General features: G+C 68.8%; 22 protein-coding genes. 8 read left to right on the top strand and 14 right to left on the bottom strand.

Annotated features, from left to right (window positions below; genetic code table 11):
* Positions 1-10 precede the first annotated feature (10 nt).
* The 4 genes from ACRDNQ_RS06670 to ACRDNQ_RS06655 are packed head-to-tail and all read left to right on the top strand — an operon-like array spanning position 11 to position 4,207.
* The gene (locus tag ACRDNQ_RS06670; RefSeq protein WP_431829080.1) at positions 11-853 is read left to right on the top strand and encodes a 2-dehydro-3-deoxygalactonokinase; all 843 of its coding nucleotides are present in this window, start codon (positions 11-13) and stop codon (positions 851-853) included.
* On the top strand, positions 850-1,452 hold the full coding sequence (locus ACRDNQ_RS06665) for a 2-dehydro-3-deoxy-6-phosphogalactonate aldolase (protein WP_431827875.1): 603 nt from the start codon (positions 850-852) through the stop codon (positions 1,450-1,452). Before ACRDNQ_RS06670 ends, ACRDNQ_RS06665 begins: the two co-directional genes overlap by 4 nt.
* Positions 1,449-2,309: an SMP-30/gluconolactonase/LRE family protein gene (locus tag ACRDNQ_RS06660; protein WP_431827874.1), complete on the top strand. Its 861-nt coding sequence runs from the start codon at positions 1,449-1,451 to the stop codon at positions 2,307-2,309. The genes ACRDNQ_RS06665 and ACRDNQ_RS06660 overlap by 4 nt, the downstream gene beginning before the upstream one ends.
* Positions 2,306-4,207, top strand: a complete 1,902-nt coding sequence (locus tag ACRDNQ_RS06655; protein ID WP_431827873.1) for a beta-galactosidase — start codon at positions 2,306-2,308, stop codon at positions 4,205-4,207. The genes ACRDNQ_RS06660 and ACRDNQ_RS06655 overlap by 4 nt, the downstream gene beginning before the upstream one ends.
* Here ACRDNQ_RS06655 and modC read toward each other — a convergent pair.
* From modC to ACRDNQ_RS06635, 4 genes are all read right to left on the bottom strand, one after another.
* Positions 4,204-5,295 (bottom strand): molybdenum ABC transporter ATP-binding protein, encoded by a 1,092-nt coding sequence (modC, locus tag ACRDNQ_RS06650; protein ID WP_431827872.1) that lies wholly within the window; start codon positions 5,293-5,295, stop codon positions 4,204-4,206. The genes ACRDNQ_RS06655 and modC overlap by 4 nt on opposite strands.
* Positions 5,292-5,990, bottom strand: a complete 699-nt coding sequence (gene modB / locus ACRDNQ_RS06645; protein WP_431827871.1) for a molybdate ABC transporter permease subunit — start codon at positions 5,988-5,990, stop codon at positions 5,292-5,294. The genes modC and modB overlap by 4 nt, the downstream gene beginning before the upstream one ends.
* A gap of 4 nt (positions 5,991-5,994) precedes the next feature.
* On the bottom strand, positions 5,995-6,762 hold the full coding sequence (gene modA, locus ACRDNQ_RS06640) for a molybdate ABC transporter substrate-binding protein (protein ID WP_431827870.1): 768 nt from the start codon (positions 6,760-6,762) through the stop codon (positions 5,995-5,997).
* Positions 6,763-6,831: 69 nt separating this feature from the next.
* Positions 6,832-7,215: a winged helix-turn-helix domain-containing protein gene (locus ACRDNQ_RS06635; protein ID WP_431827869.1), complete on the bottom strand. Its 384-nt coding sequence runs from the start codon at positions 7,213-7,215 to the stop codon at positions 6,832-6,834.
* Positions 7,216-7,352: 137 nt separating this feature from the next.
* On the opposite strand from ACRDNQ_RS06635, the gene mce reads away from it, so the two are divergent.
* Both mce and ACRDNQ_RS06625 read left to right on the top strand, forming a co-directional pair.
* Positions 7,353-7,757 (top strand): methylmalonyl-CoA epimerase, encoded by a 405-nt coding sequence (mce, locus tag ACRDNQ_RS06630; protein ID WP_431827868.1) that lies wholly within the window; start codon positions 7,353-7,355, stop codon positions 7,755-7,757.
* Positions 7,757-8,044 carry a DUF1467 family protein gene (locus ACRDNQ_RS06625; RefSeq protein ID WP_431827867.1) on the top strand — a complete coding sequence of 96 codons (288 nt, stop codon included), beginning with the start codon at positions 7,757-7,759 and terminating at the stop codon, positions 8,042-8,044. The genes mce and ACRDNQ_RS06625 overlap by 1 nt, the downstream gene beginning before the upstream one ends.
* A gap of 17 nt (positions 8,045-8,061) precedes the next feature.
* Here the strand turns inward: ACRDNQ_RS06625 and ACRDNQ_RS06620 are convergent, their stop codons facing one another.
* The 4 genes from ACRDNQ_RS06620 to ACRDNQ_RS06605 form a co-directional block, all read right to left on the bottom strand.
* Complete coding sequence (locus tag ACRDNQ_RS06620) at positions 8,062-8,751, bottom strand: EI24 domain-containing protein (protein WP_431827866.1); 690 nt, start codon at positions 8,749-8,751, stop codon at positions 8,062-8,064.
* Positions 8,751-9,329, bottom strand: coding sequence for a nitroreductase family protein (locus ACRDNQ_RS06615; RefSeq protein ID WP_431827865.1), 579 nt, complete (start codon positions 9,327-9,329; stop codon positions 8,751-8,753). Before ACRDNQ_RS06615 ends, ACRDNQ_RS06620 begins: the two co-directional genes overlap by 1 nt.
* Positions 9,330-9,406: 77 nt before the next feature.
* Positions 9,407-9,646 carry a hypothetical protein gene (locus ACRDNQ_RS06610; protein WP_431827864.1) on the bottom strand — a complete coding sequence of 80 codons (240 nt, stop codon included), beginning with the start codon at positions 9,644-9,646 and terminating at the stop codon, positions 9,407-9,409.
* 39 nt (positions 9,647-9,685) lie between these two features.
* The gene (locus tag ACRDNQ_RS06605) at positions 9,686-10,051 is read right to left on the bottom strand and encodes a thiol-disulfide oxidoreductase DCC family protein (RefSeq protein WP_431827863.1); all 366 of its coding nucleotides are present in this window, start codon (positions 10,049-10,051) and stop codon (positions 9,686-9,688) included.
* A gap of 106 nt (positions 10,052-10,157) precedes the next feature.
* On the opposite strand from ACRDNQ_RS06605, the gene ACRDNQ_RS06600 reads away from it, so the two are divergent.
* Together ACRDNQ_RS06600 and ACRDNQ_RS06595 are read left to right on the top strand one after the other, a co-directional pair.
* On the top strand, positions 10,158-10,922 hold the full coding sequence (locus tag ACRDNQ_RS06600; protein WP_431827862.1) for a M48 family metallopeptidase: 765 nt from the start codon (positions 10,158-10,160) through the stop codon (positions 10,920-10,922).
* Positions 10,923-11,000: 78 nt separating this feature from the next.
* Positions 11,001-11,273: a DUF6455 family protein gene (locus tag ACRDNQ_RS06595; RefSeq protein WP_431827861.1), complete on the top strand. Its 273-nt coding sequence runs from the start codon at positions 11,001-11,003 to the stop codon at positions 11,271-11,273.
* Between the two features lie 9 nt (positions 11,274-11,282).
* Here ACRDNQ_RS06595 and ACRDNQ_RS06590 read toward each other — a convergent pair whose 3' ends face one another.
* The 6 genes from ACRDNQ_RS06590 to ACRDNQ_RS06565 form a co-directional block, all read right to left on the bottom strand.
* A complete protein-coding gene (locus tag ACRDNQ_RS06590; RefSeq protein WP_431827860.1) occupies positions 11,283-13,109 on the bottom strand; it encodes a 3'-5' exonuclease in 1,827 nt (608 codons plus the stop codon).
* Positions 13,110-13,113: 4 nt separating this feature from the next.
* On the bottom strand, positions 13,114-13,635 hold the full coding sequence (locus ACRDNQ_RS06585; RefSeq protein ID WP_431827859.1) for a hypothetical protein: 522 nt from the start codon (positions 13,633-13,635) through the stop codon (positions 13,114-13,116).
* A gap of 30 nt (positions 13,636-13,665) precedes the next feature.
* Entirely contained in the window at positions 13,666-15,492 is a 1,827-nt protein-coding gene (locus ACRDNQ_RS06580) for a DUF294 nucleotidyltransferase-like domain-containing protein (RefSeq protein ID WP_431827858.1), read from the bottom strand.
* Positions 15,493-15,589: 97 nt separating this feature from the next.
* Positions 15,590-17,356, bottom strand: a complete 1,767-nt coding sequence (locus ACRDNQ_RS06575) for a sodium:solute symporter family protein (RefSeq protein WP_431827857.1) — start codon at positions 17,354-17,356, stop codon at positions 15,590-15,592.
* Positions 17,357-17,372: 16 nt separating this feature from the next.
* On the bottom strand, positions 17,373-17,654 hold the full coding sequence (locus tag ACRDNQ_RS06570; protein WP_431827856.1) for a DUF4212 domain-containing protein: 282 nt from the start codon (positions 17,652-17,654) through the stop codon (positions 17,373-17,375).
* A gap of 34 nt (positions 17,655-17,688) precedes the next feature.
* Entirely contained in the window at positions 17,689-18,411 is a 723-nt protein-coding gene (locus tag ACRDNQ_RS06565; protein ID WP_431829079.1) for an adenylate kinase, read from the bottom strand.
* Positions 18,412-18,445 lie beyond the last annotated feature (34 nt).

Genomic DNA, 18,445 nt, shown 5'->3' with positions numbered 1-18,445 from the left:
CGCCTGGGCCATGTCGCCGGACGGGACCATGCGCGCCGAAGCTGCGTCGGACGACGGCATGGGACGGCTGTCGCGCACCGGATTCGAACCCGCGCTGCTGCGCCTGATCGGGCCCTGGCTGGGGTCCGCACGCATGCCTGTCGTGGCCTGCGGCATGGTCGGCTCTCGTCAGGGCTGGGTCGAGGCGCCCTATGCCACGGTGCCGTGTCGCCCGCTTCCCGGCGCGCTGGTCGCGGCACCGGTCACCGATCCCCGGATTGACGTGCGCGTCGTGCCCGGGGTGCGCCAGCTTGACCCCGCCGACGTGATGCGGGGCGAAGAGACGCAGATCGCCGGATTTCTGGCCACGACCCCGGGGTTCGACGGCGTGATCTGCCTGCCGGGCACCCATTCGAAATGGGTCCAGGTCTCGGCCGGTGAAATCGTGAGCTTCCGCAGCTTCATGACGGGCGAGCTGTTCGAACTTCTCTCGACGGCCTCGGTCCTTCGGCACACCGTGGGCGAGGGCTGGGATGCCGAGGCCTTCGTGCAGGCTGTCTCGGATGCGATGTCGCGCCCCGAGGCGATCGCCGCACGCCTGTTCTCGATCCGGGCCGAGGCGCTTCTGAAGGGGCTCGATCCCTCGGTGGCGCGGGCGCGGCTGTCGGGCGCGCTGATCGGCCTGGAACTGGCAGGTGCGCGGCCCTACTGGTTGGGACAGGACGTGGCGCTGGTCGGCGCGCCAAGGCTGTCGGCGATCTATGCTGCGGCGCTGGGGGCGCAGGGCGTGCCGACGCGGGCCGCGGACGGGGCCGCGATGACCCGGGCGGGCCTGGCTGCGGCCCGCCTCGCGACGATGGAGACGACCCGATGAGCCGCCCCCTGATCGCGATCCTTCGCGGGCTTCGCCCCGACGAGGCGACCCCGGTCGCCGCCGCCCTGATCGAGGCCGGAATCGACCGGATCGAGGTCCCGCTGAATTCACCCGATCCCTACGACAGCATCGCCGCCATGGCGCGGGCCTTCGGCGATGTCGCCCTGATCGGTGCGGGAACCGTGCTGACCACGGGCGAGGTCGCCCGGGTCCGCGATGCCGGCGGCCGGCTGATCGTGTCGCCCAACGCCGACCTCGAGGTGGTCCGCGCGACCCGCGAGATGGGGCTGGAAAGCTTCCCCGGCGTCTTCACGGCGACCGAATGCTTCGCCGCGCTCAAGGCCGGGGCGCATGGGCTGAAGATCTTTCCGGCCTCGCAGATGGGCACCGGCGGCCTTCGTGCGCTGCGCGCGGTGCTGCCGGTGGGCACGCAGGTCTTCGCGGTGGGCGGTGTCGGCGCCGCCGATTTCGCCGCCTGGCGCGGGGCGGGGGCCGACGGGTTCGGACTTGGCACCTCGCTTTATGCGCCTGGCGACACTGCCGGGGACGTCGCCACGAAAGCCCGCGTCATGGTCGCCGCCTGGGACGAGACGGCATGAGCGCGCAGGTCTTCGACCCGACCCGCTGCGCGCTGGGCGAAGGCCCGCTTTGGCACCCCGAGCGCGGGCAGCTGTTCTGGTTCGACATCCTCGGCCATCGCCTGTTGACGCGGACGGGGGGCGAGACGCAGGTCTGGCAGTTCCCCGAACATGTGTCGGCCACGGGCTGGGTGGATCGCGACCGCCTGCTGATCGCAAGCGAGACGAAGCTTTTTCTCTTCGATCTTGAAAGCGGTGCGGCCGAGACCGTCGCGCCGCTCGAGGACGACGATCCGACGACCCGGTCGAACGACGGCCGGGCCGACCCCTGGGGTGGGTTCTGGATCGGCACGATGGGCAAGCTGAAGGAAGAGGGCGTCGGCGCGATCTGGCGCTTCTACCGGGGCGAGGTGCGCCGGCTTCATGCCGGCCTCACCATCCCCAACGCGATCTGCTTCGCGCCCGACGGCGGGCACGCGCATTTCACCGACACGACGACCGGCGTGGTGATGCGCCAGCGGCTTGATCCCCGCGATGGCTGGCCCGCGGGCGATCCGGAACCCTGGCTTGACCTGCGCCCCGAGGGTCTGAACCCGGACGGCGCGGTCTGCGACGCACAGGGCAATTTCTGGAACGCCCAGTGGGGCGCGCGTCGGGTGGCCTGCTACGACGCCGCCGGTCACTTCCAGCACGCCGTGGCGTTCCCGGCCGACCATACCTCGTGCCCGGCCTTCGGCGGGCCGGGTCTGACCACGCTTTACTGCACCTCGGCGCTCGAGCTTCTGAGCGACGCGCAACTGGCCGTTCCCGAGCAGGGCATGACCTTCGCCGTGGCCGATGCCGGAACGGGACAGGCCGAACACAGGGTGATCCTTTGAAACGCACGCTTGGCGTCTGCTACTATCCCGAACACTGGCCGGAAGAGATCTGGGCCGAGGACGCCCGGCGCATGGCCGAGGCCGGGCTGACCTGGGTGCGGATCGGCGAATTCGCCTGGTCGCGCCTCGAGCCCGCGCCGGGGCGGTTCGATTTCGACTGGCTCGACCGCGCGATCGGGATCCTGGCCGATGCGGGTCTGAAGATCGTGCTTGGCACTCCCACCGCCACACCGCCGCGCTGGGTGGTCGAGAAGTATCCCGACATGCTGGCGCTCGACGCGCAGGGACGCCCGCGCGGCTTCGGCTCGCGCCGGCATTATTGCTTCAGCCACGACGGCTATCTGGCCGAATGCCGCCGGATCGTGACGGTCCTCGGCGACCGCTACGGGCGCGATCCGCGCATCGGCGCCTGGCAGATCGACAACGAATACGGCTGCCACGACACGACGCTCAGCTATTCCGACGCCGCCCGCCGCGCGTTTCGCGACTGGCTGGCGCAGCGCTACCAAAGCCCTGACGCGCTGAACCGCGCCTGGGGCAATGTCTTCTGGTCGATGGAGGTCGACAGCTTCGATCAGATCGACCTGCCGAACCTGACCGTGACCGAGCCGAACCCGGCGCATTCTCTGGCATTCCGGCGCTTCTCGTCGGACCAGGTGGTGCGGTTCAACCGCAACCAGGCCGAGATCCTGCGCGCGCGTTCGGACGCGCCCCTGATCCACAACTACATGGGGCGTGAGGTGTCGTTCGACCATTTCGCGGTGGGCGCCGACCTTGATATCGCCAGTTGGGACAGCTATCCGCTTGGCTTCCTGTCCGACCGTCTCGACGCCGACGAGGCGCATCGCGCCCGCTTCCTGCGGCAGGGCGATCCCGACAACCAGGCCTTTCACCACGACCTTTACCGCGCCGTCGGGCGGGGCCGCTGGTGGATCATGGAACAGCAGCCCGGCCCGGTGAACTGGGCGCCCTGGAACGCGGCCCCCTTGCCGGGCATGGCGCGGCTCTGGGCCTGGGAGGCCTTCGCCCACGGCGCCGAGGCGGTGTGCTATTTCCGCTGGCGCCAGGCGCCGTTCGCGCAGGAACAGATGCACGCGGGCCTTCTGCGCCCCGACAGCGCGCCCGCGCCGGCGCTGGCGCAGGCCGCACAGGTGGCGCGCGAGATCGGGGACCTGCCCGAGGTCGGCACCGCGCAGGCGCAGGTCGCGATGATCTTCGACTATGCCTCGTCGTGGATGTGGGAGGTTCAGCCGCAAGGGCGCGACTTCAGCTATTTCCGCCTGATGTTCGAGACCTACAGGGCGCTGCGCCGCAAGGGCCTGTCGATCGACATCCTGCCGCCCGAGGCGGCCGACCTGTCGCAGTACAGGTTGATCCTTGCGCCGGGTCTTGGCCATGTGCCACCCGCGCTTTTGCAGGCCCTGCGCAAGAGCGGCGCGGTGCTGCTTCTTGGTCCCCGGACGAACGCCAAGACGCCCCATATGGCGATTCCCGTGCCGCTGCCACCGGCGATCGAGGGGCTCGACTGGACCGTCGACCTTGTTGAAAGCCTGCCGCCGGCGGCCACGGTGCCGCTTGCGGACGGCGGGGCCTTCCGCCACTGGTTCGAGCATCTGGAAGGGTCCGGCACGCCGCTTGCCATGACCGCCGACGGGCGGCCGGCCGTGGCGGGCGACGCGCGGCTGCGCTACGTCGCCGGATGGCCGGATGCCGACGGCTGGGCGCCCATCGTCGCCGACGCCTGCCGCGAGGCGGGGATCGCCACGGTCGATCTGCCCGACGGCCTGCGCCTGCGCGACACGGGGACCCACCGGTTTGTCTTCAACTACGCGCCCGAGCCGGTGACGTGGGAGGGGCAGACACTGCCGCCCGCCGGCGTGGCCTGGTGGCCGCTTTAGCGCGACGACCCGCCCACGTTTTCGGGGGCTACGGCAACGGACTTGATGACCGCATGGCAGGCGGTGCCGGGCGCAAGACCCAGCGCCGCCGCCGAGCGTCGGGTGATCCGCGCGAGGATCCGCCCCGCCGAGGTGTCGAGCGACACGATCGCTCCCGGCCCGTCGCCCGAGCGGACGTCGGCCACGGTCGCCGGCAGGATGTTCAGCGCGGACATCCCCGCGGGGCGGGGCACCGACAGCATGACGTCCTGTGCGGCGATCCGAACCCGGACCGGCGTTCCGACAGCACTGGGCAGGCGCGGCAGGAACAGCCGATCGTCGCCGGCCGCAAGCTCGGTCAATCCGTCGTCGTGGTGGGACAGAACACGCGTCTCGAGGATCGCGCCGGCCTCGCGCGGGCCAAGGGGGGTCACGGCCGGGTCGCCCAGCACGTCGGCCGCGGGGCCGGCCCGTGTGACCCGACCGTTCTCGATCGCGACGACGGTGGTGGCAAGGCGCGCCACCTCGGCGGCAGAGTGACTGACGTAGAGGATGGGCACCGCCACTTCGTCGCGGAGCCGCTCGAAATAGGGAAGGATCTCGGCCTTGCGCGCCTCGTCGAGGGCGGCGAGCGGTTCGTCGGCAAGGATGATCTCGGGCGCGGACAGTAGCGCGCGCCCGATGGCCACGCGCTGTTTCTCGCCCCCCGACAGGCCGCCCGGGCGGCGGTCGAGAAGGGGCCCTATCCCCAGCATCTCGACGACGTGGGCAAAGTCCTCGCGCCGTGCCTCCTTGGGGGCGAACCAGCGCCCATAGCCAAGGTTCTGGCGGACGGTCAGGTGCGGGAAGAGGCGGCCCTCTTGAAAGACATAACCGATGCGCCGGCGGTGCGGAGGCAGGAAGATCCTCTGGGCGGTGTCCAGCAGGACGTGACCGTCGACCGCGATCCGGCCGGACTGGGGCTTCAGAAGCCCCGCGACGGCGTTCACGACCGTCGTCTTGCCCGACCCCGAGCGTCCGAACAGCACGGTGATGCCGCGCGGGGCCTCGAACGCGGCGTCAAGGGTGAAGGCCCCGAAGGCCTGACGGACAGTGACCGACAGCGTCATCGCCCGCCGACCCGCGCGGCGACCTTCCGTGCCACGACTTCGGAAAGGAACAGCGCCGTCATGGCGACCGCGATCGAGATCAGCACAAGCTTCATCGCCGTGCCTTCGCCGCCCGGCACCTGAAGGAACGAATAGATCGCGCTGGGCAGGGTCTGGGTCTGGCCCGGGATGTTCGAGACAAAGGTGATGGTTGCGCCGAACTCGCCCATCGCCTTCGCGAAGGCGAGGATGGCGCCCGCGATGATGCCGGGCAGGATCAGCGGCAGGGTGACGGTGAGGAAGACCCAGGGGCGCGAGGCGCCCAGGGTGCCGGCCGCCTGTTCAAGCTTTGGGTCCACCGCCTCGATCGACAGGCGGATCGCCCGCACCATCAGCGGGAAGGCCATGATGCCCGCCGCAAGCGCCGCCCCCGTCCAGCGGAAGGCGAAGACGATGCCGAACCATTCGTCCAATGGTTCGCCAAGGACGCCCCGTCGCCCGAAGGTCAGCAGGAGAAGATAGCCCGTGACGACCGGCGGCAGGATCAGCGGCAGGTGGACCAGCCCGTTCAGCAGTTGCCGCCCCGGGAAGGTCCAGCGGGCCAGCGCATAAGCCACCAGAAGACCGAGGGGCAGGCTCACCGCCGTGGCCCAGAGTGACACGCGCAGGCTCAGCGCCACTGCCTGCCATTCCTCGGGGGTCAGCCAGTCCGCCATGTCGTCAATCGAGCACCGCGAAGCCCTGCGCCTCGAAGGCGGCGCTGGCCGCCTCCGAGGTGGTCAGCGCGGCGTAGAATTCGCGGTCGGCCGGGTCGGCGGCTTCCGTCAGAAGCGCCGAGGGATAGACGATCGTCGGATGGCTGTCCGCCGGAAAGGTCCCCACGACGGTCACGTTGTCTTCCGCCGCCGCATCCGTGGCATAGACGATGCCGAAGGGTGCCTCGCCGGTCGCGACCAGCGCAAGGGCGGCACGCACGTTGTCGGACTGCGCGACCGAAGGCGCGACCGCGTCCCAGACCCCAAGCGACCTCAGTGCCGCCTTGCCGTACTGGCCGGCCGGCACCGCGTCGACAAGCGCCATGGCCAGCTTGCCGTCTCCGAGGATGCCGGCAAGGTCGAAGCCGGGGCCGATGTCGATTTCAGCGGCCTCCTTGCCGTGGCCGATCAGGACAAGGGTGTTCCCAAGCAAATCCTTGCGCGTGCCGGGGACGACGAGGCCCGCCTTCTCGACCTCGTCCATCCAGGTGACGGCCGCCGAGATGAAGACATCGGCCGGCGCGCCCTGGAGGATCTGCTGCGCAAGCTGGTTCGAGCCGGCGTAGGAGATCGTGACCGCGTGTCCGGTTTCGGCCGACCAGGACCGGGCAAAGGCATCGAGGGCCGTCTTCATGGACGCGGCCGCGAAGACGACGACCTCGTCGGCCTGGGCCGGGACGGGGGCCGCAAGGGTGGTGACAAGGGCAAGGGCTGCGGCAAGTCTGCGGGTCATGGTCGATGCTCGCTGAACGGGATATGTTCCGCTGGACATATCGCCGGCAAGCCATCGTGAAGGCAAGCGTTATCTTTCGGCGGACATATCGCGAAGCATCGACCTAAGTGCGGTGATGTGGTCTGCGCCGGCATCGGCGAGGATCGCTTCGAGCTGGCGGTAGTGGCCCAGGACCGCGTCGCCGGCTTCGGTCAGGCGCGCGCCGCCGCCCTTCGCGCCGCCGCGCGTGCTTTCGACCAAGGGCGCGCGATAGGCCGCGTTCATCTCTTCGATCAGCGACCAGGCGCGCTTGTAGCTCATCGACATGGCGCGGCCCGCCGCGGCGATGGACCCGGTTTCCCGGATCAGCGACAGAAGTTCGGCCTTTCCCGGGCCCAGCATGGCCGCGTCGCCAAAGACGATGCGGATGCGCAGCGTCGGATCGGGCAGGCGGTCGGGCGGGGGCGTGGTCATCGGCAAAGCTTATCGCAGTCGCTCCCGCGGCACCACATGGCGGGCGCAATGCCGCGCCCCAGGGCAGCGCCGCGCCCTTGCGCGCGGCCGCCTGGCTGCCCATAACCCGACAAGAGAGATCGGAAGGCGAGAAGGCGATGATCGGACGGCTCAATCACGTGGCGATCGCGGTGCCGGACCTGGCGGCCGCCGCCGCGCAATACCGCGATACGCTGGGCGCCCGGGTGGGCGATCCCCAGAACGAACCCGATCACGGCGTCACCGTCGTGTTCATCGACCTGCCGAACACCAAGATCGAGCTGCTTTACCCGCTTGGCGATGCCTCGCCCATCGCGGGCTTTCTCGCGAAGAACCCCTCGGGCGGCATCCACCACCTGTGCTACGAGGTCGACGACATCCTTGCCGCGCGCGACAAGCTGAAAGCCGAAGGCGCGCGCGTGCTCGGGTCGGGCGAACCCAAGATCGGCGCCCACGGCAAGCCCGTCCTGTTCCTGCATCCCAAGGACTTCAACGGCACGCTCATCGAACTCGAGCAGGTCTGATGAGCATCGTTTCCGCCATCGTCCTGTTCGCCGTCGTCTGGTTCATGGTTCTCTTCATCGTCCTGCCGATCCGGCTTGAGACACAGGGAGACCAGGGCCAGATCGTCCCTGGCACCCAGGCCGGCGCGCCGGCGAACCTGCAGATGCGACGCAAGATCGTGGTGACGACAGGGATCGCCGTCGTCATCTGGGCCGTGCTGTCCGCGGTGATCCTGTCGGGCGCCGTTGGCCTGGACGACCTGGATTTCCTGCGCCCCTACGGCGCGCCATCGCTGCGCGACGGCTAGACCGCGCCGGACCACCGTCAGAGTTTCTCGACCCGGTGGAAGAAGTGCGTGAAGGTCGCCGCGCCCAGAACCGGCACCAGCAGGTTGAGAAGGGGGATGGTCAGCGGCACGGCCATCAGCGTTCCCGCGATCCAGATCCGCCCCGCATGACGTGACCGCGCGGCCCGCGCACCGTCGCGTCCCAGCCGGCGCATCGCGACCAGCGTGAAGTATTCCCGGCCCAGCAGATAGCCGTTCAGCAGCAGGAAGATCACCGGCGCCGCGGGTGGGACAGCCAGATAAAGCAGCAGCGCGGCAAGGTTCGCCGCGACGATCACCCCAAGAAAGCGCAGGCCGTCGATCAGGCTGTCCGCGAAGCTGCTGCGCGGCGCCTGGGCCAGGTGTGGATAGTGCCGGCCTTCGACCGCATCCGCCACCTCGTCCAGGAAGATCGACGTGAAGGCCGAGGCGACGGGCACCATCAGAAAGACCGACAGGACAAGCATGAGCGGGACGATCGCCCAGCTCAGCGCGTTATCGATCCAGGTGATCTGCCAGCCGACCCAGGGGAGCGTCACCACCTCGGGCGCGAACCAGCCGACAACGGTCACGAGAAGCGCGGTCACGAGGAAGAGTAGACCGACGGTCAGCGCAAGCCCGATGCCAAGCACCCGGGCAAAACGCGGGTCGCCGATCTGGCCAAGCGCCTTCAGGAAATCGCCGACCATCAGTCCACGACCCAGGTCGTGATCGCGTCGACGTCGGGGCGCGGCCTGTCAGGCGGCGCGGATTGCGCGGTGCCTATGTGGATCAGGCCGGCGATGCTTTCGCGTTCGGCAAGGCCAAGGTGATGGCGGACGAACTCGGGGTCATGCGCGGCCCAACCGGTCAGCCAGTTCGCGCCCCAGCCCGCCGCAAGGGCCGCATTCAGAAGTCCAAGGCAGACCGCGCCCGCCGACAGAAGCTGTTCGACCTTGGGGATCTTGTCGCTTTCCTTCGGCGAAAACACGACGGCCACGGCAAGGTCGGCCTCGGCAAACTGCGCCTGCATCTTGGCGGCGCGTTCGGGCTCGATCCCAAGGCGCAGCCCGGCCGCCGGCACGGCGGCGGCGAGGCGCTCAAGCGCCGCGCGCTCGAGCACGATGAAGCGCCAGGGCTCGAGCTTGCCGTGATCCGGCGTGCGCGCGGCGGCGGTCAGAAGCGTGCGAAGGGCGGCCCGGTCCGGCACTGGGCGGGTCAGCATCTTGGCCGGGCGTGACCGGCGGGTCAGAAGGAAGTCGAGCGCGGCTTGGTTCGGATCGGGCATGGGGCCTCGGCTGATGGGATCATGGCGTCATGTCGGACGTCGCCGCCCGGGGGTCAAGGACCGCGACGGAATTCCCCCTAACCGCCCGAGGGTTTGCGCCGATAGACGCCCTCGGGCAGGTTCAGCGCCGCGGTAAGATCACCGACCTGCGCAAGCGACAGGGTGATCTTCTGCACGCTGTCGGTGCGCGGGTCGTATTGCTCGACCGTGACGCAGTCCTCGAAGGCGGTGACGGTCACGTCCTCCTGCCGGTGCGGGGCGGCTTCGTCCACCAGGGTGACGACGGTTGCGTCGAATTCGTGCTCGATCGTGAACATGGGCGAAGAGTGGCGTTCCCTTTGCGCCGGCGCAACCGATTATCGCCGGGCTTCGCGCCGGCGGTGCATCGCGTAAAGCAGCGGGGCTGCGACGCGGTCATAGGCCACCCCAGCAAGGGGGCGCACCAGGGGCAGCGACACGACGCGCGCCAACCATCGCCAGCGCGGCAATTCGCGCCAAAGCGCGACGAAGGCATCGACGCCGGACAGGAGTTCTCCGTCGCGCCAGACATGAAACCGGCGCGCCGCCGCATCGCGGTCAAGGCCGCAGGCGGCAACGGCCGCATCGTCCAGACCGTGAAATCCGATCGGCGCGCCCGCGTCTTCGGCCGCGCGCCGGTAGTGTCCGACCTCGCGCGCGCAGATCGGGCAGGTGTTATTGAATATCACGTCGATCTCGGCCATGGCGATCAATGTAGGCGGATCTGCGCGCTGTCGAGGGGGCGACCTCTGGCGGCGGCGCGTCGGGCCGCCTAGCTAACGCCTGTCATCTGCAAGGGACACGCCCAGAATGCTGTTTCGCAAGGCCACCGCCTCGATCCTTCTTGTTGCCGCAACTGCGGCCTGCACGGTGACGGTGGCCCCGCCCGCCCCGGTGTCGACCGGCCCGACGCCGACCTCGCCCAGCCAGACCACATCCCAGGCAGCCGCGCCGCGCCCGACGCCGGTGCCCGTCGCAAGCAGCCGAAGCCCCGCCGCCGCGCGGCTTGCGGCCGTCGCCGCGCGGGTCGAGCCGGTGGCCGAACAGGAATGCTTTCGCCGCACCAATGGCGCGAAATGCAACCTAACGATCCTGATCGACGAGGACCCGCGCAAGCAGGCCAACGCCTTCCAGACGCTTGACCGGGCCGGCAACCCGATCATCGTGTTCAACGTCGCGCTGGTGCAGGCGGCGCGCAACGGCGACGAGCTTGCCTTCGTCCTTGGTCACGAGGCGGCACACCACATCCTCGGCCATATCCCGCAGACCCAGCAGACCGCGGTTCTGGGCGCGGTCGTGGCCGGGGCGCTGGCTCAGGCGGGGGGCTTCAACGGAGACGGCGTCGCGCTGGCACAGGACCTTGGCGCGACCGTGGGCTCGCGCGCGTTTTCTAAGGATTACGAACTGCAGGCCGACCAGCTTGGCACCGTCATCACGGCCCGCTCGGGTTTCGATCCGTTGCGGGGGGCCGAATTCTTTGCGCGCATCCCCGATCCGGGCGACCGGTTCCTCGGCTCGCACCCGCCGAACGCCCAGCGGATCGAGGTGGTGCGCCAGACCGCCGCCGGTCTTTGACCCCCGCTTGATCCAGATCAGGGTGGTTGCCCGCTGCCGGTGACAGCCTGCGCCCCATAGGGTAGCAGGAGGCTTGCGATGACCGACGAGACTTTCCCCAAGGGTGATCGCGCCGCACATGCGCGGCTGGCCCGCGGGATGGTGCGGCGTCTTGGCGTCGATCTGGGCGACCGCGTGGTCGACGGCCGGGTGACGGACGACGCCCTGGGATCAATCCTCGACCGGTGCTGCCAGTGCCCCTACCCGGGATCCTGCGCAGCCTGGGAAGCCGATCATCCGGACCGCGCAGAGGCGGCGCCGGGCTATTGCCAGAACAAGGATTTCTTCGCCGAGCTTCCACGCCTTCGGTGACGGGCGGGGTCAGTTCAGGTCCCTGAGTAGCCGGCCGTGGCGCCGCGCCGCGGCGATCACGTCTGCCAGCGTGACCAGTCCCATCTCTTCGAGAAGCGGAATCAGCCGCTCCAGCGCCTGTGCCGTGACCTGCGCGTCGCCCATCGCGGTATGGCGCAGGGCTGGGTCGATGGTGATGCCGAGGCGCGCGATCAACGCGTCGAGGCTGTGATCCTCGGATTGCCCGTAGACGATGGCCGACAGCAGAACGGTGTCGAGCACGGGGTTGTCGAAACGCCGGCCGATGCGGCCTTCATGGCGGGTGAAGAAGGCCATGTCGAAGGGCGCGTTGTGCGCCACCAGGACGGCGTCCTCGGCGAAGCGGTGGAAAAGGCGCCCGGCGGTGTCGATGCGCGGCGCGTCGCAGACCATCGCGTCCGAGATGCCATGCACCTTGGTCGACGCGGCCGGGATGCCGCGTTCGGGATCGACGAGCGTTTCGAACGCCTCGTCGGCGACGATGCGCGCGTTCACCATGCGCAGCGCGGCAAGCTGCACGATTTCGTCGCGCTGCGGGTCGAGGCCCGTCGTTTCAGTGTCGAAGACGACGAAGACCCGGTCGCGCAGGCGGTCGGTGCTGTCGGGCAGGGGATGGGCAAGGGCGAAATCGAAGACCGCGCGTAGCGACGGTGCGCCCGGGTCGCCCTTGGCCCGCGGTACGGTCAGCCGCAGCGCCGACCGGCCGGCCTTTGGCTCGGCCAACGTGATGGCAGTGCCGTGCAGGTCAAGGACCGACCGCCCAGAGACATAGGACACGCCGGGATCGAGGTCGTCCTCGAGCCAGCCGTCAAGCTCGCGCGCTGTCGGTGGGGCGCCGGCCCAGCCAAGGGTGACGTCGACGGGATCGCCCGCCTCGGCGATAAGTAACGAGAAGGACCGCGCCCCGGTCGTCGACAGACGCGCCACGAGGTGGCCCAGCAGCGCGGCAAGCTGAAGCGGGTCGCCCGACAGCCGCGCGGTTCCCGCCGCGGCTTCCACCGAAAGGCCTCGGGCGCCAAGCAGCCGATCCAGCGTGCGCGCCAGCGCCGAAGCCCGGAAATCGGTGACCGGCCAGCTTTCGCGCGAGGTAGAGATCCGGCCAAGCGGGCGCAGCACAAGGGTATAGCCGGTTCCTTCGGCCGCGCGGCGCATCCGCAGATGGATCGTGCGGTCGCTGCCGGTGGCACCGCAGACGAACTCGGTATCGCCACCGTCCTCGATCCTGTCGTGGGCTGCCTCGACCGGTTCGCGCCTCAGCGCGTCGAAGATCGGGCGACCCAGCCGGGGTGGCGCACCGTCAAGCAGCGCGGCGGCCTCGCCGTTGTAGAACACCACGCGATGGTCGGCGCTGCACATCAGGATCGCCGCCGGCACCGTTGCGAGAAGCGCCTGAAGCTGCGCCTTTTCCTGGGCGATCCCCTCGGTCGTTTCGGTCAGAAGGCTCGACATCTCGCCCGTGGCGCGCGCCAGCCGCCGCGCCGCCGCCTGCGCAGCGGGGCCAAGATCGCCAAGATAGCGTGCCGCGTCTTCGTCGATCGCCGCCGCGCCCGCTGCATGGGCATGGGTGCGCAGCCCGCCCGCCAGTTTCAGGATGGGCTTGGCCACGTTCTCGTCGAACAGAAGCCAGACCCAGGCCGCCAGCCCAAGAATGCCAAGCCCGCCGACGATGCCGGAGACCCAGAAGGCGGTGGCGGGATTGGCCGCGTCGAACCGGCGGAAGCCGACCCACAGGCCCGCGCCCAGCACCGCCGCGCCGCCAAGTCCGATCAGCGCGAAGAACAGGAAGATGCGCAGTCTCAGGCTCAGCTTTTCGCCCATCGGGTCATCCTTCCGCGCAGGCAGCAGCAAGGGTCGGGTCGTCGGGGGGCACGGCCAGCCAGGTCGCGCCAAGGATCGCGCCGTCATCGGCCAGGGTAATCCCCTCGACCATTGGCGCGCGTCGGTGTCCGGCGCAGTCGAAGGCCACCGTCACCATGTTCACCGGCGCCCAACGGCCCCAGAAATAGGTGTCGGCAAGACGCAGGTCGGGAACGGACGCGTTCTTGCGGATGCTTGCGGTGTCGATCGCGGCGAAGCGGTCGGTCATCGGCCGCAGATAGGTCCAGGGGCGCCACGGGGCGCTCGAACTGTTCTGCGACACCACGACAAAGCTGTCGGGCAGCGCATTGCTCGTCCGGGCGAACCAGCTGTATTCCGACCAGATCGCGAAGGCGATCATCGCCGTCCCCGCCGCGGCAGGGGTCAGCCATTTCGGAAGCCGTCCCCCACTCAGTCGACGAAGCGCCATCGCGATGCCGCCGGCGGCGAACCCCGATACGACGGTTGCGATGAATTCGAAGATCAAGGCTGCGGTCTCCTTTGCCTGCGGTCCGCGTCAGCTCATGACGGCGTGGGAATGGCTCAGGGCCGATTGCATGGTGCGCACGACGACGAAGGCGTCGCGCAGGTGGCTGCGTTCCAGCGCCGAGAGGCTTGAGGGCGCCATGAAGTTGTCGGGCTTGTGACCGTTGCGCACCTCGTCGGCCTGGTGGGTCAGGCGCAGGTCGGCGATCAGGTCATAGGCCGCCAGAAGGTCGGACCCGCCCGAGGGACTGACCACGCCGGCCTGCGTGGCGGCGACGATCCGGGCGCGGGTGTTGATCTCGGTCAGCTTGCCACGCAGCGCGTAGATGCGGCCAAGATCGGCGATCGGCACGACGCCGTTCATCTTCAGGTCCAGTTCGGACTTGTGCTCGCCCGACCGGATCGTGGCGAAGCCGCCCAGAAGCCCCAGCGGCGGGGTGTGCTTCAGTGCGTTCGAGGCCATGTGGCCGATGAAGATCGAGTTCGCCGCCGAGGCTTCGAGCGTCTCCCTCTGCAAGCCGGCATAGAGGCCCTCGTTGCCACCGATCGGCCGCAGGTCGTACATCACCGAGGCCAGCATCTGAGCCATTGGATCCGGCTTGGCGATCCAGCCCCGGAAATAATCGCGCCAGACCCGTACGGGCTGGCGCCAGCGCGGGGTCGTCGCCATCATCTCGCCTGGGCAATAGATGTAGCCGGCGGTGTTCAGCCCGTCCGAGACGAAGGCCGCAAGTTCGGCGAAATAGGCGTCATGCTCGGGCCGGGCGTCGTCAGAAAGGAACAGGCAGTTGTCCTGGTCCGACACGCCCGTCTGCTCCTGCCGGCCCTGGCTTCCGCAGGCCAGCCAGAGATAGGGGACCGGCGGCGACCCAAGCCGGTCCTCAGCCAACCGCAGAAGGCGCCGTGTCGCGGCATCGGCGATGTCGGTGACAAGGCGCGTGACCACCTCGTGCCGGTTTCCGGCGGCGACGAGCTGCGCCAGAAGGGACGGGATGTTGGCGGTGATCTGCGCGATGGCCGCTGCGTCCGGCGCGCGGGCGATCTCGCCGATCAGCCGGGCCGACGACACCGCCTGGAACCGTGTCAGGTCGGTCTGTGTCACGATGCCGACAAGCCGCCCGCCCTCGGTGATCGGCAGATGGCCGATCCGCCGTTCGAGCATGGCATGCAGCACATCCGATCCAAGCGCCGCCGGCGACAGGGCGAAGGGGCCCGGCGTCATGATGCCGGACACGGGCGTGTCGCCCGACAGACCCTCGGCCACGGCGCGCTCGGTCACGTCGCCGGTGGTGAGGATGCCGGTCAGCCGCTCGCCCTCGACCACGCACAGGCAGGAGACATTGTGGTCGCGCATCAGGCCGGCGGCCTCGCGCAGGGTCGCGTCGGGCGCGACCGAGATCGGGCCGCGGGCCATCAATGCCTCGACCTTCTGAGTGGAGAGGTCCGAGCGCCGGGCGGGCGCCGCCGCGGCCCCGCGTTCGAAGAAGCGGCGAACGGCGGTGTGGTCTTCGGTCAGCGCGCGGAACGTCTCGGGCGCCAGAACCAGAAGCAGCGCCTCGGTCGCTGCCCGCGCGGTGGTGGCGGCGCGCCCGTCGCGCATGAGGCCGCGCTCTCCGAATGAGTTGCGCGGGCCAAGGGCGGAAATCTGGTGCCCGGTCGTATCGAAGACGTCCACCTGCCCGGACTGGACGATGTAAAGGCCCTCAAGCGGCTGGCCGGCTTCATAGATCGTCTCGCCCGCGGCGACCCTGCGCTGGGCAATCTGCCCGGCAAGCGTGGCAAGTTCGGCCTGGGGCAGGCTGTCGTAGGGATGCACCGAGGAAAGAAAGCTCAGCGTGGCGTCGGACGAGGGCGTCATGCGGGTGTCCTGGAAAGCAAAGGCCGCGCGGGCAGTCGTGCGCGCGCGGCCGGTTGGTGCGGTGTCGGGCCGGGTTGCCCCGGCCCGCACATCGGGCTCAGTGGCCGGTCGCGCCGCTCGCGCCACGCGGCACGCGGATCGATTCGACCAGTTCCTGAATCTCCTCCGGCGGCTCCTGCGTCATGCCGGACACGATGTAGGCCGAAGCGAAGTTCAGGACCGCGCCGATCGGGCCGAAGGCCAGCGGCGAGATGCCGAAAAGCCAGTTGTCGGCCGTGTTCGGCAGCATGTTGGTGTCCGGGATGAAGAACCAGCCAAGGTAGGTGAAGAGATAGACGGCCGTCACGATAAGGCCGACCAGCATCCCCACGATCGCCCCGGCGGAGTTCACCCGCTTCGAGAAGATCCCCATCATCAGCGCCGGGAAGATCGTCGCCGCCGCCAGACCGAAGGCCAGTGCCACCACCTGGGCGGCGAAGCCCGGCGGGTTCAGGCCAAGATAGGTCGCCAGCACGATCGCCCCCGCCATCGAGATACGGGCGGCAAGCAGTTCCGACCGTTCGGAGATGTTGGGATTGATCGTCGACTTGATGAGGTCGTGACTGATCGCCGACGAGATGGCCAGAAGCAGGCCTGCCGCCGTCGAAAGTGCCGCGGCCAGACCACCCGCCGCGATGAGCGCGATGACCCATCCCGGAAGGTTGGCGATCTCGGGGTTGGCCAGAACGAGGATGTCGTTGTTGTAGGTGAACTCGTTTCCGGCCCAGCCACGCTCGGTTGCGGCTGCCGCGAACCCTTCGTTCTTGTCGTTGTAGAACTGGATCCGACCGTCACCGTTCTTGTCTTCGAAGGTGATCAGGCCGGTGACTTCCCAGTTCCGCATCCAGTCCGGACGCTCTTCGTAAAGCACCGCCTCGTTCTCGGGGCCGTTGGGATAGATGGTGTCGATGATGTTCAGGCGCGCCATCGCCCCCACCGCCGGAGCGGTCAGGTAGAGCAGCGCGATGAAGACCAGCGCCCAGCCCGCCGACCACCGCGCGTCCGAAACCTTCGGCACGGTGAAGAAGCGGATGATCACGTGCGGCAGACCCGCGGTCCCGATCATCAGCGACAGCGTGAAGAGCGCCATCGACCAGGGCGACGTCGCGGCGGTGTACTGCGCGAAGCCAAGATCGGTGACGACCTGGTCAAGCTTGGTCAGCAGCGGCTGGCCCGAAGCCGTGTGGTCGGAGAACAGACCAAGGCCCGGGATCGGGTTGCCGGTCAGCTGCATCGAGATGAAGATCGCCGGGATCGTGTAGGCCACGATCAGCACGCAGTACTGCGCCACCTGGGTATAGGTGATGCCCTTCATCCCGCCGAGAACGGCGTAGACGAACACGACCGCCGAGGCGATGTAGAGGCCCGTCGAGATCTCGACTTCGAGGAAGCGCGAGAAGGCGACGCCTGCGCCGGTCATCTGCCCGATCACGTAGGTGACCGAGATCACGATCAGGCAGATCACGGCGACGATGCGCGCGCCCTGGCTGTAGAAGCGGTCGCCGATGAACTCGGGAACGGTGTACTTGCCGAACTTGCGCAGATAGGGGGCAAGCAGCAGCGCCAGAAGCACGTAGCCGCCGGTCCAGCCCATCAGGAAGGACGAGTTGTTGTAGCCGACGGCGGCGATCAGGCCCGCCATCGAGATGAACGAGGCCGCCGACATCCAGTCGGCCGCCGTTGCCATGCCGTTGATGACCGGGTTGACCCCGCGTCCAGCGGCATAGAATTCCGAGGTGGACGCGGCGCGCGCCCAGATCGCGATCCCGACGTAAAGCGCGAAGGACGCGCCCACGACGAGAAGGTTCAGGGTATACTGATCCATCATGTCCTCCGCTGGGTTATTCTTCTTCGACGCCGAATTCGCGGTCGATCTTGTTCATGCGCCAGGCATAGAAGAAGATCAGCACCAGGAAGACGAGGATCGACCCCTGCTGCGCGAACCAGAAGCCGAGATCGGTGCCGCCGACGGCGATGCCCGAAAGCATCGGCCGAAGCAGGATGCCGAAGCCGTACGAGGCGATCGCCCAGATCGCGAGTGAGATGAGGATCAACCGAACGTTGGCTGACCAGTAGGCATTCCTGTCGGCCGAGCCGGCCGTGCGTTTCGAACTTTCCGCCATGTTTCTCCGTCCCTAATGCCGCCGCGGCGGCGTCTCAGTTTGGTTCCCCTGTCAGACCCGCCTTGGCGGCGGGCCATTCCTTCCCGCCTCGGGCGATCGCGTCCTGCGCAATCTGTCCCAAAGCCCCTGCAATCGCGGCGATCTCGGCCATCGCGTCGACCGCATGCAGCACCTCCCGCTCTCTGTAGTAGCCGATAAGCGGTTCGGTTTCAGAGTGATACGCGGTGAGGCGTGATGTGACAAGCGCCGCGCGGTCATCTGCGCGCCGCATGAAGGCCGTTCCGCCACAGCTGTCGCAAACGCCGGGCTTGCGGGGCGGCTTGAAACTGTCGTGGTAGCCTTCTCCGCATGCCGCGCAGGCAGACCGCCCGGAAATGCGCTCGACCATCGCGGAATCGTCCACCTCCAGCGAAATCGCCGCGGCGATCCGCCGGCCGCGCGTCTCGAGAAGCGCGTCGAGCGCGCGCGCCTGCGCGGCGGTGCGCGGAAACCCGTCGAGGATAATGCCCTGGCCCAGATCGGGCCCGACCAGCCGGTCGGCCAGGATCGCCAGCACGATCTCGTCCGAAACAAGGGCGCCCGCCTCCATCGCCACCTTCGCTTTCTGTCCGGCCTCGGTGCCGGCCGCGACCGCGGCGCGCAGCAGCTCGCCGGTCGAAAGCTGCACAAGTCCATAGCGCTCGTGCAGCAGCCGCGCCTGCGTGCCCTTGCCCGCCCCCGGCGGGCCAAGCAGGATCAGGACCGGTCCGGTAACCATGCCGCTCGGCAAAGGGGCGCCGTCCGGGCTCATC

This window comes from Saliniferula longa (assembly GCF_050789285.1).
Classification (GTDB): Bacteria; Pseudomonadota; Alphaproteobacteria; order Rhodobacterales; family Rhodobacteraceae; genus CAVPWP01.
The sequence above is the reverse complement of the archived record's forward strand: the minus strand, read 5'-3'. Positions and strand labels throughout refer to the sequence as shown.